At 42.0% G+C, this 17652-nt stretch carries 14 protein-coding genes; 8 read left to right on the top strand and 6 right to left on the bottom strand.

Annotated elements, in window-relative coordinates:
* Window positions 1-2: 2 nt before the first annotated feature.
* Complete coding sequence (locus GSY63_RS13515) at window positions 3-890, bottom strand: diacylglycerol/lipid kinase family protein (RefSeq protein WP_166586354.1); 888 nt, start codon at window positions 888-890, stop codon at window positions 3-5.
* A gap of 224 nt (window positions 891-1114) precedes the next feature.
* On the opposite strand from GSY63_RS13515, the gene metK reads away from it, so the two are divergent.
* The 3 genes from metK (at window position 1115) to GSY63_RS13500 (ending at window position 3851) form a co-directional block, all read left to right on the top strand.
* Window positions 1115-2365 carry a methionine adenosyltransferase gene (gene metK / locus GSY63_RS13510; RefSeq protein ID WP_166586353.1) on the top strand — a complete coding sequence of 417 codons (1251 nt, stop codon included), beginning with the start codon at window positions 1115-1117 and terminating at the stop codon, window positions 2363-2365.
* Window positions 2366-2463: 98 nt separating this feature from the next.
* A complete protein-coding gene (locus tag GSY63_RS13505; RefSeq protein ID WP_166586352.1) occupies window positions 2464-3027 on the top strand; it encodes an NUDIX domain-containing protein in 564 nt (187 codons plus the stop codon).
* Window positions 3028-3071: 44 nt separating this feature from the next.
* Window positions 3072-3851 (top strand): lysophospholipid acyltransferase family protein, encoded by a 780-nt coding sequence (locus GSY63_RS13500; protein WP_166586351.1) that lies wholly within the window; start codon window positions 3072-3074, stop codon window positions 3849-3851.
* A 38-nt stretch (window positions 3852-3889) separates the two neighbouring features.
* On the opposite strand, the gene GSY63_RS13495 is transcribed toward GSY63_RS13500, so the two are convergent.
* Together GSY63_RS13495 and GSY63_RS13490 are read right to left on the bottom strand one after the other, a co-directional pair.
* Window positions 3890-4624 (bottom strand): LytR/AlgR family response regulator transcription factor, encoded by a 735-nt coding sequence (locus tag GSY63_RS13495; RefSeq protein WP_166586350.1) that lies wholly within the window; start codon window positions 4622-4624, stop codon window positions 3890-3892.
* Between the two features lie 2 nt (window positions 4625-4626).
* The gene (locus GSY63_RS13490; RefSeq protein ID WP_166586349.1) at window positions 4627-5637 is read right to left on the bottom strand and encodes a sensor histidine kinase; all 1011 of its coding nucleotides are present in this window, start codon (window positions 5635-5637) and stop codon (window positions 4627-4629) included.
* A 204-nt stretch (window positions 5638-5841) separates the two neighbouring features.
* Here GSY63_RS13490 and GSY63_RS13485 point away from each other — a divergent pair, with 204 nt between their 5' ends.
* Window positions 5842-6048 carry a hypothetical protein gene (locus GSY63_RS13485; protein WP_166586348.1) on the top strand — a complete coding sequence of 69 codons (207 nt, stop codon included), beginning with the start codon at window positions 5842-5844 and terminating at the stop codon, window positions 6046-6048.
* A gap of 201 nt (window positions 6049-6249) precedes the next feature.
* On the opposite strand, the gene GSY63_RS13480 is transcribed toward GSY63_RS13485, so the two are convergent.
* A complete protein-coding gene (locus GSY63_RS13480; RefSeq protein WP_208094542.1) occupies window positions 6250-7608 on the bottom strand; it encodes a M28 family metallopeptidase in 1359 nt (452 codons plus the stop codon).
* A gap of 210 nt (window positions 7609-7818) precedes the next feature.
* Between GSY63_RS13480 and GSY63_RS13475 the strand changes: the two genes are divergently transcribed.
* Window positions 7819-8667 carry an NAD-dependent epimerase/dehydratase family protein gene (locus GSY63_RS13475; protein ID WP_166586347.1) on the top strand — a complete coding sequence of 283 codons (849 nt, stop codon included), beginning with the start codon at window positions 7819-7821 and terminating at the stop codon, window positions 8665-8667.
* 38 nt (window positions 8668-8705) lie between these two features.
* On the opposite strand, the gene GSY63_RS13470 is transcribed toward GSY63_RS13475, so the two are convergent.
* Both GSY63_RS13470 and GSY63_RS13465 read right to left on the bottom strand, forming a co-directional pair.
* Window positions 8706-11870: an ATP-dependent helicase gene (locus tag GSY63_RS13470; RefSeq protein WP_166586346.1), complete on the bottom strand. Its 3165-nt coding sequence runs from the start codon at window positions 11868-11870 to the stop codon at window positions 8706-8708.
* Between the two features lie 256 nt (window positions 11871-12126).
* Window positions 12127-13860, bottom strand: a complete 1734-nt coding sequence (locus tag GSY63_RS13465) for a glycoside hydrolase family 3 protein (RefSeq protein WP_166586345.1) — start codon at window positions 13858-13860, stop codon at window positions 12127-12129.
* Between the two features lie 125 nt (window positions 13861-13985).
* Between GSY63_RS13465 and GSY63_RS13460 the strand changes: the two genes are divergently transcribed.
* From GSY63_RS13460 to GSY63_RS13450, 3 genes are all read left to right on the top strand, one after another.
* A complete protein-coding gene (locus tag GSY63_RS13460; RefSeq protein WP_243749228.1) occupies window positions 13986-14651 on the top strand; it encodes a porin family protein in 666 nt (221 codons plus the stop codon).
* Window positions 14652-14809: 158 nt separating this feature from the next.
* On the top strand, window positions 14810-15901 hold the full coding sequence (locus GSY63_RS13455; RefSeq protein ID WP_166586343.1) for an acyltransferase: 1092 nt from the start codon (window positions 14810-14812) through the stop codon (window positions 15899-15901).
* A 335-nt stretch (window positions 15902-16236) separates the two neighbouring features.
* A complete protein-coding gene (locus GSY63_RS13450) occupies window positions 16237-17649 on the top strand; it encodes an MAC/perforin domain-containing protein (protein WP_166586342.1) in 1413 nt (470 codons plus the stop codon).
* Window positions 17650-17652: the final 3 nt, after the last annotated feature.

Genomic DNA, 17652 nt, shown 5'->3' with positions numbered 1-17652 from the left:
CCTTATTGTTTATAGGCTTTGCCCACTATTACATTTAATATACCGGGCATCACTTCAATTTGTATATCAGTGCCAGAGGTTTGCGGTTCACCGTCCAGATGCACCGGCCCTGCCTGCTGACGCTTAACTTCAATCTGTTTGCCCTTAATGATCTCTACATACTTAGAGTTTTCTGCCGTTTTAAAGAACATGCGCAATCCCATCTCCGGAAAACGGTATAGAGGGAAGGGTTTAATTACACAAACGTCTATCAACCCATCCTGTACGGAAGCCTTTGGCGAAACGTGGGCATTATTACCATACTGTGATGAGTTTGCAAAACTGAGCATAAATGCTTCGCGCTCATATTGCTTTCCATCTATGTTCAACAGGTAAGCCTGCGGTTTATAATTAACGATTTCTTTTACAGCAGATTCAAAATAAGTAATAAACCCCCTCTTTTTTTGATGGGAAAACACTTCGCTAATATGAGCGTCAAAACCCATTCCTGCCATATTAAAAAACCATTTGCCATTAAATTGTGCGCCATCTATAGTTTCTACGTATAAATGGTTTAGGTTTTTTATAGCTTCAGCCGTATCCATTGGTATATCCAGAAACCTCGACAGCCCATTACCAGAGCCATATGGTATTATTGCAAATACGGCTTTGCTGCCCGCCAAAGCTGATGCAATTTCGTTCACAGTGCCATCACCACCAACGGCCACAATTATATCATAATTATCTATACCTTGTTTAGCTAATACACGCGCTTCGGCCGGGGCCTGGGTTAATACTATATCGTAGGTAAAAACATTTTTATCCAGATGGAGGTCTATCAACGCCGGCACTTTATCCTTGCTTTTGCCGCCTGCAACCGGGTTGATAATAAACAATGCTCTCTTTTTCAATTTCGGACTTAAATAATGGCATCAAAAGTAAACCTTATTTGGCTTTAAATAAAAATGTTTTAATTTTGCCGATCGGAAGTGGACTGATTTAGTTTGTCTTACACAGTTGATAAGACCGGATTGCAACCACATAAAAAAGTGCTAAAACCGTGCTCCTTTTTTCAGATTGCCTTGCGCAGCCCCTTCCCTTTTTTCTTTATAATATCTGTACTTAAAAAAAATTTATGTCATATTTATTCACTTCAGAATCTGTATCAGAGGGGCATCCGGACAAAGTTGCCGACCAAATTTCAGACGCTTTAATAGATAATTTTTTAGCTTTTGATCCTGAATCGAAAGTGGCTTGCGAAACTTTAGTTACCACCGGGCAAGTTATCCTCGCTGGTGAGGTAAAATCAAAAGCTTATTTAGACGTACAAAAAATTGCCCGCGATGTGATCAACAAAATTGGTTATACCAAAGGCGAATACATGTTTGATGGCAGCTCTTGCGGTGTATTATCAGCCATTCACGAGCAGTCGCCAGACATTAACCAAGGCGTTGACCGCACTGCTAAAGAAGAGCAGGGCGCGGGCGACCAAGGTATGATGTTTGGTTATGCAACCATCGAAACTGATAATTACATGCCATTAGCGCTGGATATCGCACACGCCTTGTTACTAGAGTTGGCTGCTATCCGTCGCGAGAATACTGAGATCAAATACTTACGCCCAGATGCCAAATCGCAGGTTACTTTAGAGTATGATGATAACAACCAGCCTCAGCGCATTGATGCTATTGTAATTTCTACCCAGCATGATGATTTTGACGAGGAAAAAGCAATGCTTGCTAAAATCAGCGAAGACATTATCGGCATCCTGATCCCTCGCGTTAAGGCACGTTACCCTAAATATGCACACTTCTTTAACGATGCTATTAAATATCACATTAACCCAACTGGTAAATTTGTTATTGGTGGCCCACATGGTGATACCGGCTTAACGGGCCGTAAAATTATTGTGGATACTTACGGTGGTAAAGGCGCACACGGTGGAGGTGCTTTCTCTGGTAAAGATCCGTCAAAAGTTGACCGTTCTGCTGCTTACGCTACCCGTCATATTGCTAAAAACTTAGTAGCGGCAGGTATTTGCAACGAGGTGTTGGTGCAGGTATCTTACGCTATTGGTGTTGCACAACCTATGGGTATTTACGTAAACACTTATGGTACCGGTAAAGTAGATTTACACGATGGTGAGATTGCGAAAAAAGTTGAAACTATTTTCGACATGACCCCTTATGCTATCGAAACCCGCTTTAAACTGCGTAACCCTATTTACAGCGAAACTGCAGCTTATGGCCATTTTGGTAAACCAAGCGAAACAGTAACCAAAACTTTTTACACCCCTAGCGGCGAATCGATCTCTAAAGAGGTTGAACTGTTTACCTGGGAGAAATTGGATTACGTTGAAAAGGTAAAAGCCGCTTTCGGTTTATAAGATAATTCGATATTATGTTGAGAAAAGCGATCTGAATATCAGGTCGCTTTTTTTATTGGCAAAGAAGCGATATCATTTAACGATTACTATATTTATCCATGCACCACCCAACCCACAACCCCTGGAAAATTACAGACGAGAATCCGGTTTACGATAATGCCTGGATCAATATAACGGAATACCAAGTACTTAATCCATCAGGCAATCCGGGTATTTACGGTAAGGTACATTTTAAAAACCGTGCTATCGGGGTATTTCCGTTGGATGATGAAATGAATACTTACCTGGTAGGACAATATCGTTTTACCATTAACCAATACAGCTGGGAGATGCCTGAAGGCGGCGGTCCATTAGACGAAGCCCCACTGGATGCTGCCAAACGTGAGTTATTAGAAGAAACCGGGTTAAAAGCTAAATACTGGACGGAACTACAAAGAATTCATCTTTCTAACTCTGTGACAGACGAATTAGGGATTGTATACTTAGCTCGTGGTTTGGAGCAGTTTGAAGCCGAACCCGAAGAGACCGAACAGCTGATTGTTAACAAAGTACCCTTTAACCAGGTTTACCGAATGGTTTGCAATAATGAAATTACCGATTCGCTTACTGTTGCCGCTGTTTTACGGATACAACTTTTAATATTAGAAAACCGATTGCCGTAAAAGCTGTTTTTGCATTTAGCACAAAACCATAACTTTGCCGCCAAATGAGAAGACTTTTCGGAATCATATTAACGCCTATACATTATATCGCGTTCGGCTTATTGCTGGTAATTTTCCAACCTATACAGTGGTTTTGCTATCGTTTTTTGGGTTACCGTGCACATAAATATTCGGTTGATATTTTAAACTGCGGCCTTACTTGCACCTATTATTTATTAGGCAACCGTGTAAGTTGGACAAATAATCAAAATTTGCCGCTCGACAGGCCGATGATTTTTGTAGCCAACCACCAAAGCATGTATGATATCCCTCCTATTATATGGCGATTAAGTAAATACCATGCTAAATTTATCTCCAAAATAGAACTTACTAAAGGTATCCCATCTATTTCTTATAATTTAAAAGTAGGTGGTGGAGCGAATATTGACCGCAAAGATCAGCGCCAATCCATTACCGAGTTAATGAAATTAGGTGCCCGGATGAAAGAGAATAACTGGTCTACCGTAATATTCCCTGAAGGCACACGCGCCAAAGATGGCAACATGAAATTTTTCAGGGCCGCCGGTATTGCCACCATCCTCAAAAAATGTCCGGATGCCTTACTGGTACCGATCGCGGTAGAAAACTCATGGAAAATGGTTCGATATGGATCATTTCCGCTAGATACTTTCGAGCATTTAAAATTTACGGTCCTCGACCCAATAGATCCGAAATCATCAGCAACTATTGAAGAAGCTGTACAAAAGTCTGAAGATGAGATCAGAAATTTTCTAGGACAACCGTTGTCAGAACCAAGAGACAAGAATCAAGAATCGAGAGGCTAAATTAAGCTCCCTCTCCTTCGGCGAGGTTTGGGGAGAGGTTAAATATTCTTATCCTCTATCTTGTCAAAAAAGGCGTCGCGGTAGGTATCGCCAATCGGTATTACTTTATCGGCTATACTAATACGGCTACGCTCTATGCTATCAATCTTATTTAGTGCTACGATGTAAGATTTATGCACGCGGATAAAATGCTTTTCGGGCAATGCGTCTTCCATCTTCTTCATATTCTGCAATGTGATAATACGTTCTTCCGGCGTGAAGATGGAGATATAATCTTTCAATCCTTCTATAAACATAATATCGTGCAGATACACCTTTTGTATTTTATGCTCCGTCTTTACGAAAATAAAATCGCTCATAAAATCGTCGTACTGCGCTTGCTGTGGCTCTTCTTTAACCGCCGCCTTTGCAACAGCCGGGTTAATTACAGTTTGAGCTTTCTGCGCCGATTTAAAGAAACGATCAAAAGCTATAGGTTTCAGTAGGTAATCAACCACATCAAGCTCATACCCTTCTAATGCGTACTGCGGGTAGGCGGTAGTCAATATTACTTTTGCACGGCCATTGGATATTTTCAGAAACTGCAAGCCAGTAAGTTCGGGCATTTGAACGTCTAAAAACACGAGGTCGATGCCTCCATCCTGTACTAAAGTTAAAGCTTCTATAGGGTTTGTGGTGGCCTTCACCAGCTCCAAAAAAGGCACTTTGGAAATATAATCTTCCAGTATGTGCAGGGCTAAAGGCTCATCATCAACTACCAGACATTTGATCATGGCTATAAAACTAATGATAATTCGCAAGAATAAGTATCCGCTTCGTTGTGTATTGTTAGCGTATACTTATCAGGATATAATAAATTTAATCGGCGTTGTACGTTGTGTAACCCTATCCCACCTGCCGCATCGCGGTTATGCTGGTGCTTTTTGTTATGCACGTAAAAATTCAGTTTACTTTCGCTAACGGTAAGTGTTAGTACAATTGGATGCTCGGGGTCATTGGCAACGCCATGTTTAAAGGCATTTTCTACAAACGAGATCAACAATAAGGGTACAATCCGCTGGTGATCAACTTCTCCATTAACCGTATAATCTATAAAGGCTTTGTTCCCAAAACGGATCTTTTGCAAATCGATATAGTTTTGCAGGTATTTAAGTTCCTTATCCAGATCAACCTTGTTATCATTACATTCATAAAGCATATACCGCATAATTTCGGATAGCTTTAAAACAGCTTCTGGCGTGGTTTCCGACCGTTGGTAGGCCAGCGAATAAATAGTATTTAGAGAATTGAACAGGAAGTGTGGATTAATCTGCGACTTCAGAAAAGAAAGTTCGGCAGTAAGGCGTTGGTTTTCAAGGTCGCGCTGCACACGTTCATTTAAAAACCAGTCCATGGTAAACTTCAGCACAGTACTCAGAAACACAAACATGATGCTGGAAAACAGCGTGCTCAGGAAGTATACGCCAAAGGTTAGTACATGACCCTTCTCCATCAGCGTGCTGGGTCGGAAAAAAACTGCGAAAGCGTATTTACCCAACCCAAACAATATTACCGTTATAATAAGGCTAACGGTATATAACCTGAATTTCTTTTTATTAAGAAACAAGGGAATGTATACCAGGAGGTTAATGTAGAACAAACCTATATTAACTGCGATATAACTTAGGAAAATAACCAGTGCCTGGTTCCAGCTCATTTTCGTGTTGCTGTGGATAAGGAACACAAAAAATGAGATCACACTCACCCAAAAAAACACATGCCAGAAAACTTGCCAGCCTTTTTTCATGGCATTAAAGATAATATTAGCATCAAATTAACCAGCAGCTATTATATGTATACCCCCGTTTGACCGATGAACGGGCATTTTGTTACGATGAACAGGAAACATTTATTATTAAGGCGTTCATCTATAATTGCAGCCAGTTGGTCTAAATGATTTTAGCATGAAATTATTTAAATGTTCCTTTGTTATGTCAAAACAATCACAGAAATGAAAAAGCTTATCTCTAACCTTAATCCATTTATATTATTACTTATACCTGTAATGATTGCCCTTGTAATGGGTATCAGCTACCAGGTAGAACAAGCCAAAGAATTTGCTGCTGATAATACAATTGCTCACGCAACTTCGCTGTTTCATAAAAGCGTTGGTGTAGTTAAAGCTGTTTGCGCTATCGCTCAACAAACTATTTGGTAATAGCATCGGATGGGCTGCCGTTTAATTTCGGCGTCAATCAAGTAGTAAAGTAATTATCACTTAATGTACCCGATGCAGTAAATGACTTTTTAGAGTCAGACAGCGCGGGTAGACCAACTAAAATAAAAATGCTGCTCAACTTGCTTAAATCGCAAGAGGGCAGCATTTATTTTTTTAGGCTCGCCCTAAGGCAATACCAGTCTACCTAACAGGTTTTGGATACACCATCTGGCTTTCATGCCCGTCAGCGTCAACAGCCTGTACGGCGAAGAAATAATTATCCTTCGAATAATCTAATGTGGCTGTAGTATCAGTTACATAAAATTTCTTTTCCCAATAAGGGCTGATGGTTTCGCGCATTAACACGTAGTAGCCAGCTGGCTTTTTGCCTGCGGCAGGTGCTTCCCATTTCAGGGTGCTTTTATTGGTTAGGCCGCTTGTGGTTATGCCTACGTTTTGTGGCTCGGCCGGGGCTAAAGACAGGTTAGCCAATACCGAAAGGTTCATACGGGCAACTTTTTGAATATAGTCGTAATCGGCAAATTCGGGCATATCGCCATAATCTGTGCCGTTCTCTTTACGCACATTTTGATGCTGGCGGTTAAAATCCTCATTCATCTCGGTAAATCTTACGGCTGCGAAACCCTGTTTCAGGAAGGGCGTATGATCGCCGCCACGGAGAAAACGGTCTCGACGATAGATCATTTTTACATCCAATTGCGGCACATAACGCTCAGCCACTTCTTTAATGTAGCGGGCCAGTTCGCGAGATGGGCTGTCATTTTCGCCACCGTTATTGATCAACGCAGCTAAAACTTTTTCGTTACCGGCATCAGCCACGGTTGAGGCAACGCCTTCGCTAAATACACGCACGCTGCGGTTATCTTTCAAGCCGGTTTCCATGCCGTAGGTATTACCCACAATGTCATTATTTAACATGGCATCAACGGCCCATTTCTCGTCTTTGGCACGTTTGGCCACGTTAGTAGATCCATTTAAACCTTGCTCTTCGCCTGCAACAGCCATAAAAATAATGGTAGCAGGGAAAGACCGTTTAGACATTACCCTCGCAATTTCCATTGAAACTGCGGTGCCCGAGGCATCATCAACAGCGCCGGGGGCAAAAGACTTAGCGTCCATCACATCGTTCACCCTCGAATCATAGTGACCAGACACTATATAGATCCGCTTATCATTAGGGTCTGTTCCTTTTAAAATAGCAAGTACATTTTTTAGCACCGTCGGCTTATCAATACGGCCACCAGCGGGTTGGGTAAAAGTGTCGAATTCCACATGCATGCGCCCGCCCGAGGCCTTTGCATAACCTTCCATTTCGGCTTTGATCCAGTTGCGGGCTGCACCTATACCTTCTGTTTTACTCAGGGTGTCACTTAGGGTATGGCGGGTTTTAAAGCTCACCAGCTTACGCACAATGGCTTCGATATTTTTTGATGATACTTCATCAACCATTTGATTAATGGCCGCATCCTGTTTTATTGTAGTGGTTTGTGCCGCTGCCGGCAATGCGAAAAGTAAAGGGAGTAAAAATTTACACTTCATAGTTTAAAGGGAGTTAGTATCGCAATGTAATATATAGAAGCAAGAGACAAGATACAGGAAACAAGATTTTTACTTTGACAGAAGGTAGCCAGCCCGATATTAATAGTTGATCGCGGGAGCAGATCTTCCATCTCTAACTATTTTTAAGTTATTTTTGACAATGCATTCCCAATGAATGGTCCATATTTTTGCTGTCTAAGTAAAGCATTTATGAAAGTTTTAGTTACCGGTTCGGCAGGCAGATTAGGTTCGGTTACCGTTAATCATTTAAGAGATTTCGGGCATGAGGTAACAGGCCTTGATATGATTTCTTCGTCGACTACAGATATCGTAGCCGACATTAGAGACGGGGCAGCTGTACTCCAGATTGCTCAGAAATTCGATGTCATAATCCATTCGGCAGCTATACATGGTAAACATTACGAGCTCAATTATCCGCGCGAAAGTTTTATAGATGCCAATATTTACGGCACACTAAACCTGCTAAATGCCAGCATTAAAAACGGAGTAAACAAATTTCTTTACATCAGCACAACTTCAATCTATGGAGACGCCATGGTTGATGCCAACCAGGCCGTTTGGGTTACCGAAGAACTGAACGAACAACCACGGGATATCTACGATATTACCAAGCAAACAGCTGAGCAACTATGCAAGGATTTCTTTTATAAGGAGGGTTTGCAAACCTCAGTTTACCGCGTCGGTCGTTTTTTACCCGAAGACGATAATCTGAAAGCTAACCACCGCCTGTACCGTGGCCTCGACGAGCGGGATGCAGCGGAAGCCTTACGACTCGCTTTGGATCACAGCTTCGCGGAATTTGAGATCTTCAACATCACAAGCGGTTCGCCATTTAACAAAGAGGATGTGGTTGCGTTAAAGCATAATCCCGTGGAGGTTATTAAAAAGTATTATCCTGACATAGAGAAAATGTACGAGTCAAACGGCTGGGCATTACCAAAAAGCATTGATCGCGTTTATAATTGTAATAAAGCCAAACAACTGTTAAGCTACAACCCCAAATACGTATTTGAGTACCTTTTAAGCTTAAACAACTAAAACCAAACGACTGCTACTGCCATTACCCCTGCCACTGCCTAAACGTCCTCCTCGTTTACCTCTAATATTTTGCCGGGCTGTTTAAAGTTGGTGCGTACAAAGCGGCACCAGTCGCAATCTGCCTTGCCACAACCTGTATTAAACTCGTGGTTCATGATTTTTTGATACACGGTTTTAATCTGGTTGCTCACCAATACTAAATCATTGGGGTTGATCACAAATTTCTCCTGGTAATATTCACCCTCGCTGATAGGTTCAATAAAGTCGAATACGGCACTTACGGCATACCAATCGTTGGTGCGGTCGTTATCTACCAGTAATTTGTAAAACACCGCCTGCCGCCAGTAATCGCCACCGTTTTCGTTATCCGGGCTGGGGCGGGCAAGCTTTTCTTTGGCATATTTTAGCTTTCCGGTTTTATAGTCCACTACGGTAACCTGGTTGCCACTAAACTCAATTTTATCGAGGTTACCTTTTACCGGTACGCCCTCAATGGCTAAATTTTTAATGCTTCGCTCGGTAATTGCTACCTTATTCCATTTAGGCACATGCAGTTCATAGTAGGCAGGCAGTATCCGTTCGCCATAGCTTAGGCGCAGTTTAAAATCATCTGTCGAAAACAGATCTCTGTTGCGGTACATAAACCAGCGGAATTCTTTCAGAAAATCATCCGTCGAAACAAACTCGTCGTTATTATCCTTCAGCTTCCTGAACACGCGGTTAAGCGCATAGTGTACTGCCGAACCAAACGCCGCGGCAGAACTTAAACCCGATGGTACGCGGATGAGGTTTTGGAAGTAAAACTTCAGCGGGCAATCCAGATAGCTATTTAAGTGCGATACCGATAGCGTATAGTTTTGAAGCAGTACATTGATGTATGCATTATCAATCAGATCAAGCGCAGGCTTATCGTCCTCGTTAAATTGTGTGGCCATGTAGGTAAACAGCGCATCAGCACTCACCTGCGGTCGTTGAACTTTTAATTGGGTCTCGGCCAGTATTTCGCCCACAAATTGCGATGCTTCCAAGTCTTTACCTTTTTTATCTTGTGCCGGGTACGAAATAAAAAGATGTTGCTTGGCGCGGGTTACTGCTACATAAAATAACCGCCGCGATTCTTCCTTTTGTGCCATATCATCAGTGGCGGCCTGTATCAACGTATCGGGATAGCTATAGCCCATATTACGGCCTTTGGTGTCCCAAACTTTTTTATTGCAACCGATGAGGAATACGTATTCAAACTCCAAGCCTTTAGAACCGTGTGCCGTAAGAAAGTTAACCCCGTTTTCGGAGTAGATCACCTGGTTTAGATCCAGCCTGATGTTGTTACGTTTCATCAGTTCGATGGTCGCAATAATGTCCTTAAGCTTAGTCTCGGGTGTTTTACGATGTTCGTCTTTAATAAAGTTGAAGAGGTTGGTAAGTACTTCCATGTGCCAGCCCTTGTCGGGCTGTTTCATAATGTAGGCCAGGATCCCCAATTTGGTAACTACCTGCTGAAAAAACTGCTGCAAGCTTAAACTGGCTGATGCTTTAAGCAACTCCTCAATATCGCTTACCAGTTGCTTCATCTCGGTGTTCTGTATCGCATCAAACAATCCAGGCTGACGCGCTACACTAATCTCGCTGATGTAACGGCGGATAGATGTTTTCTCGCCTTTCTCCCAGGTACTGTAGTTAACCTTCGATACCTCGATACTGGCACGGGCAATTTCAACGGGCTTAATGTTGAAGAAATCGTAATGCATAATCTCGAACAGCAGATCATCGCCGCTATAGGGCGAATCAAACTCTGCAGCGAGGTAGCGGAGTATGTTGATGATCTTCTCGCCAAAAGACAGTGTCAATATGTCAATCTTCCGTTTAGTGTTAACGGCTATCTTCTGCATGTCCAAGTAGTGAATCAACTCCTCTGCCTGGTTATGGTTGCGGTAAATCACGGCTATTTCGCCCGGTTCAACGCCCTCGGCTATCAGTTTTTCTATCTGATTGCCAACATCAACCAGCTCGTGGTCGATATTGTCATATTCGCGAATCTCGGGCTCAGCCGCAATTTTATCAAAACGCGGATGCGAGGCCGTAAGATTTTTGTTGAGCCGGAGCTGACGGGTTAAACGCTCCTGGTTATTATCGATTAATATCTTCGAAATATCCAGAATAGCCTGGTTAGACCGATAGTTATTTTTAAGTACTACGGTATGCAGTACGTTGGCGTAATCATTCGCAAAGTCCAATATATTCTTCATGTTGGCACCCTGGAAACGATAAACCGATTGGTCGTCGTCGCCTACCACAAACACGTTGGGGGTATCCCAGTAATTAAGCAAATGTTTTAGCAATTCGTTTTGCGAACCGCTGGTATCCTGAAATTCATCTACCAGGATATATTGGTACCGCTCCTGGTACCTTCGCAACAGGTCTTCATTTTCGCGGAAAGCACGCAATACCCAAATGATCATATCGTCATAATCGTACCGGTTACGCATTTTCATTTTTGCCTCGAAGTTGCGGTACTCGGCTACGGCGGCCAATAGCTTCTTCATTACCTCGTGGGCAGCATCAATATCTTTTTGCTTCAAGTCGCCTTTTTGGATACCACGGGCAGCGTTGGCTTTTTTATAGATAAACTCTTCGCGGTTGGGCAGGTCTTCGAGATACTCGTTCACAGCTCTCTCTATCATTTGGGCATCCCAGTTCTCATTCTTCATGGTAGAGAACAGCCTCTTTAGGCGCGGAGCTTCGTAATAGATATCGCCGGTGAAACGTTTCAGCAGGTGATCGTTCGAAAACTCATCTACCAGTTCGCGAAACAGCACGGCAGATTCCAGGTCGGTTAAGGGCTCTAAAGTAAGCTTGCCGAAATAGTCGAGGTTCTCCTGGATTACCTCATTACAAAATGCGTGGAAGGTATAAATACCAATACGATAAGCATCCGGACCGATAAATTCGAACAAGCGTTTGCGCATGGCAACGGCACCGGCATCGGTATAAGTTAAACACAAAATCTCGTCGGGGCGGGCATCGGTATCCAGTAATATCTTACCTATCCGTGCAGCTAATATCTGGGTTTTACCCGTACCGGGGCCAGCTACCACCATCACAGGGCCGTCTATGCGGTTAACGGCCGCCAATTGTTCCTCATTCAGTCCTGAGATGATCTCCTGAAACTTTGCATTATATCTTTCTGCCAGTGCTTGATTCATTAGGGGTAAAGTTACAAAAAGGTTATACGTTGAACGTAATACGTTTTACGTGCTGGCATGTTCGCGCCACTGTCGTTCTTTTGGAGTTAACCCCGGAAATGTGATGTGGTTAACCTGTAATAACGTTTAAATTTTGTCCTTGCGAGGTACGAAGCAATCTCGTCGCTAATGTTATTCGATCTGTAGATTACGAGATTGCCGTCCCGACTGCCGTTGGGACTCGCAATGACAAATCAGAGAATCCAGCTATAGCTAACTACCGCATCACCACACCCATGCCATTGGTAAAGAACAAATTAACGCTTACCGGCAATTTACCTGTTGGCTTTAATTGTTTGGTGATCACCTTGTAGGCCGCCTGTTGCATAAACTCGTCTTTTTGATAGCAGGCAAGCAGCGCTCCGGCTTTTTCTATACCCGGCAAACCTGCAATAGTATACGGGTTTGCAAAAACGCTGACAACCGTGTTAGGGTGTGCGGAAAGTTCTGCGATCAACAACTTTACATTTGTGCTATAGTCTAACTTACTGCCCGGGCGCAGGCGTGTATCATGTATCCCAATAATTACCTGATCGAAACCTTTCAGACCTTGCAGCATGGCATTCATATCGGCAACGGGCATATCTTTACCTACATAAAATGGCGTACTATTGGTAAAGTAATGACCGAGTTGCTGTTGGTATGGGGTAAGTTCGGTAACGCCAATACTGATCAACGCCGTTCTTTTATTAGGGTTTAACGAATTGATCAGCGTATCGCCTTTAAGCAAGGTAACTGCGGCATCGCCCAGTTGTTGTACCAGCGCCTTGGCCGCTGGGTTATTAATATCTGTGCTGAGGTTAGCCGTATTAACCGGCTGATAATTGTTTAATCCTAACCAATATTTAGCAGCCAATACTTTTTTTACACGGGCTATAAATTCGTCCTTGGCAACTTTGTCTTTGCGGATGGCTTTACGGATGAGTTTAATGGCGCGATCAGAGTTTTCGGACAATTCCAAAATATCATTGCCTGCGATAAAAGCGCGAACGTCAGCTTCGGCATTGGGGAAGTACTTGGTTACGCCCTTCATTTCCATGGCATCAGATACTACCAACCCTTTAAAACCTAAAGAATCTTTGAGGATGCCGGTTATGATGGGATGCGAAAGTGTAGATGGTAAGCGCGGTGTGGTATCTAAAGCCGGAATATTCATGTGTGCTATCATAATGCCGCTGATACCTGCTGCTATAGCCTCGCGAAATGGATACTCCTCTAACGAATCCAGACGTGTGCGGGTAAAGGGCAGTTGCGGTAAGTCCTGGTGCGAATCTACGTTAGTATCGCCATGGCCAGGGAAGTGTTTGGCCGTAGTTAACAAGCCGCCGCTTTGCATGCCCTGCATGTAGGCTATACCTTTTTGTGCAACATTATATTTATTATCGCCGAAAGAACGATAGTTGATCACCGGGTTATCGGGGTTATTATTAACATCCATATCGGGCGCAAAATTCATTTGCGCACCTATGCGTTTAAACTGGGCGGCAACTTCCTGCCCCATTTTATAGATCAGGTTATTATCCTGTATAGCACCCAGCGTCATCTGGTAGGGGAATGATATGGTAGAATCCAGGCGCATGCCTAAGCCCCACTCGCCATCCATCGCAACAATTAAAGGTACATGGGCTAACTTTTGGTAGGTGTTAGTCAACGCAGCCTGCCTGCCCGGTCCGCCTTGAAAAAAAACTAATCCACCAACCTGCTGGTGCCTTATCACTTCGCCAACCGAGTCGGCATAAGCTTGCCCCTTGTTAGTATGGGCACGCACAAAAAGCAATTGGGCGACGCGTTGCTTTTTGCTCAGTTTATTATAAACCGAATCAACCCATTGGTTTTGTTGCGATAGTGATTGAATAAAAGATGTTTGTTGCTGTTGTGCTGATACACCTAAACTGATCAAACAAAACAAGGCGAGTAGCGGCAAGTATAAGTAGTTTTTATAAGGAGTCATCCCGATGGTTTATTGGTGACAGACAACGCAATGCGCATTGCCTTAATTAAAATTTTTAACAGCAAATAAACCTTTGTGTTTAGATGCCCTCTAAAAATAGATTTTACAAAAATAAAAACTCAATTATGAAAAAACACTTCTTTGTTGCAATCACCCTGCTTTTAATGGCGGGTTCGGTTAGCGCCCAATATTATCGCCGCCCCCAACCGCGCCGTCATGAGCGTACTTACGACAATAACTTTCGCCCCGCATTTAGCATTATAGGTGGTATAAATGTTGCCAACGTTATTAAAAGCAGCGGCAACTATCAATTTGATACCGACACCAAGATTGGAGCAAACGTGGGTATCGGTTTAGATCTTCCTATACTATATCCGTTGTCATTCGCCCCCGAGGTATTGTACTCTCAGAAAGGCTACACCGCGCAAACCGGATACGGTCAGTTTAAACAACGTGCCGATTTTATTGATGTACCCTTGTTAGCCAAATTTCATGTGGTGCCGGGCTTTAATATTGTGGTTGGTCCGCAGATTTCGTTTTTGGTATCCACTACCAATACCTATAATAACGGGTTCTCGCAGTCGTCGCAACAGTATTTTAACAATACTACTGATGGTTATAATAAAACCCTTATTGGCGGTGTGGCCGGTGTAAGTTTCGATTTGAGCCGTAACGTGGAGCTACGTGCCCGTTACAGTCTTGACCTTAATCGTATTAACGACGATGGCGATATCTACGTACCCAATTATCGCAACCAGGCCTGGCAGTTTGGCTTAGGCTTCAGATTTTAAGTTTAGTTTTGTGTAAGTGATTAATGAGTGAGCCATCCGGGGTTAAATCCGGGTGGCTTTATTGTTTTAATTTAAAAGGTTTGTTACAAACCGCATTTGTTTAAGGTTAAAGTGGTAGCATTGTAAAATATCTGCCCAACATACACGTTTGTGTACCTATGCCCGAAACGCCGACCATGCAACAAAATCTGATAAACGAGGAACCAAAGAAGAAAAAGAATTATGCTTTTATCGATGTGATCCGCTGTATATCTATGATGAGCATCGTTTATGAGCACAGCTTGGGCAGCTATGATTTTCCTACTACTTCATCAAAATACTGGCCTTACTGGCTATTTGTACAGGCAGGAAAGTTTGGCACAGTAATATTTTTTCTGTTATCGGGCTTTTTAATCGGCGACAAGTTTACGGATTATACACCGGGGCAATATCTTAAACGCCGATTTGGAAACACATTTGGCCCTTGGCTTTTTTGGTCGCTGATTTTTGTGTTATGTTTTGCCATAAACACGCATGTTAAAGACCGAATGTACCACGAGCACCGACTAACATTGGATGCAATACTTGACGAGATAAAGCAAGTATACTTATATACCAATTATTGGTTTATCATCAACTTTATGGTTAGTATAACGCTTCTGCTCATCTTTAAAAAATATTTGTACAATATATATTACGGCGCCGTACTGTTAAGTTTTACTATATTTTACTGTATTAATATACATTATGAATGGATAGACCCTATTCATACAGTTGCCATATTAGGGTTTGTATTTTTCTTGTGGCTTGGAGCACAAATGCGCAAGCATTGGCATTTAGTAGAGATCCAGATTCAAAAAACGCCATATTACCTGCTCATACTTTTTGTGCTTTTAACCTACGGAGCATCTATGTACGAAATTGCCATTCTTAAAGCAAATAACAGTATCGACCCAATCAATACACTACGGATCAGCAACATCTTATTTTCTCTCGCAGTATTTGCGTTGCTTTTAAAAATAGGAAATATAAAATCTATAGGATATTTAAAACCAAGGGAAACAACCTATGGCATTTACCTTATACACTACATTATTGTAGTATTTGCGGTACCCGAAATATTGAGACCTTTCCATCCGGAGATCCAGAGCCAGCCGGCTTTGCCGTTTTTCGCTATAAAGATGCTCTCTTTTGTAATGGCTTATTGTATTACATGGCTGCTAGTGATGGGTATTAATAAAACACCAGTCAGAAGACTAATCGGTAATTAAAACCCTTAAACTATCCCTAAGCCACGCACTTCTACTTTTGCTTGATTCATTATAACATAAAAGTTACATCACTGAAATTCCATTAGAGGGGGCATAACCGTCTTAGTATATATTTTTTTGAGAACCAAACTTTTACATAAATTACGTCAATTAAAATTTCTTTTCAGTTAATAAAATACAGGGCTATTCTCATCGTTTATTTTCCATTTTAGAAATAAAACCACCAATTAATTCCAATAAAGAAACTTTACTCTTAATTTATTTATTGTAAATTAAATTTATAGGCATATATTGCGCCAGGTTTAAATTCCTAAACTTTATCATTTTATTTACACATGAAAAGAAATTTATTGCTATTTCTTTTTGCGGGAGCATTATGGACTTCCTGCAAAAAACAAGACATCCTGTCTGAACAAACACCAACAAAATCTGCTGTTAAAAAACCAAACTCATCCGGCGATGGCCTATGGGATGTACTCGGCTATGGCTACAACGTGCTGGGCGAGTATGCGAATCCTAATGCTAGTACTTTTAAAGTATTAGACATTGATCGTTTGCAAGCCGATTATCCTGACAGAGTTGAAACTGATTTATCAAAAACACAAACTGCAAACCTTAATGTTGGCACAGATGCTATAAGCTACCTAAAAACCGTAGCGCCAAATATCTCTGTCGGATCTGACAATGCTCTGTTTAAAGCTACAATTAAAGCATCTTTTAAAGACACATCGGCATTTTCATCACAATATGTTTACAGTAGCTACAATCTGATTATTCAACAAAAACGCCTTAAGATAAACGCAACAACCGATTTACTTAAGAACTATTTAAATGCTACATTCTTAACCGATGTACAAAATCAATCGCCTGCCTATATCGTTAGCCATTACGGAACGCACGTACTAATAGATGCCATATTGGGAGCAAAACTTAGTATCATGTATCAATCTGCCACTACAAGCTCGGATAGACAAACCGCGTCTTCTGCAGGTTTAGATGTCGGGGTTGGAAAAATTTTCAGCATTAATACCGGAATAAATTCTACAACCTCACAAAGCAGCAAGAATTACAGCCAAACTATTCATTATGCAACACATGGAGGCGATCCATCAAGAGCGCTGATTGGAGATATCGCTTTGGGTTCAAGCACCCCTCCTACGGTAAATATTTCCAACTGGCAAAGCAGCTCAACGGTGGCAAACTCAGAGCTGATTGATATTGGCACCACAGGTCTATTGGAATTATCAGAATTGGTACCCGATGCTACCAAACAAGCAGCATTACATGACTACATAGTACAGTATCTCGCAGCCAATAAAGCATCGTTACTTCCAGCACCTGTTTATGGTTATTATAATCCATCACAAAATAAACACATTCTTAGCGCCGATCCTAACCTAACGGCCATAATCCCTGGATATTCAAATAAAGTATTAGGTTTCAATGCTTATAATGTGCAATACGGTGGGACTGTGCCGGTTTATCAATTCTCAAATCCTAACACATCAGACCACTTCTACGCAACCAATCCAGATTCGGTTTCTCCAACATCGTGGGTAGGTTACCAAAAAGATGGCATTACGTTTTATGCTTATACAACTCAAGTACCGGGTACAGTTCCTGAATACATATATTATAACGCGACAACGCATGATCATATTTTTTCCACCATTAGTAACTACAACGCTGGTGCGGGCTGGGTTTCTCATGGAATTGGATTCTACGTTTTCCCATTAGCCACAAACTAATAT

Source organism: Mucilaginibacter agri (assembly GCF_009928685.1).
GTDB lineage: Bacteria > Bacteroidota > Bacteroidia > Sphingobacteriales > Sphingobacteriaceae > Mucilaginibacter > Mucilaginibacter agri.
The sequence above is the reverse complement of the archived record's forward strand: the minus strand, read 5'-3'. Positions and strand labels throughout refer to the sequence as shown.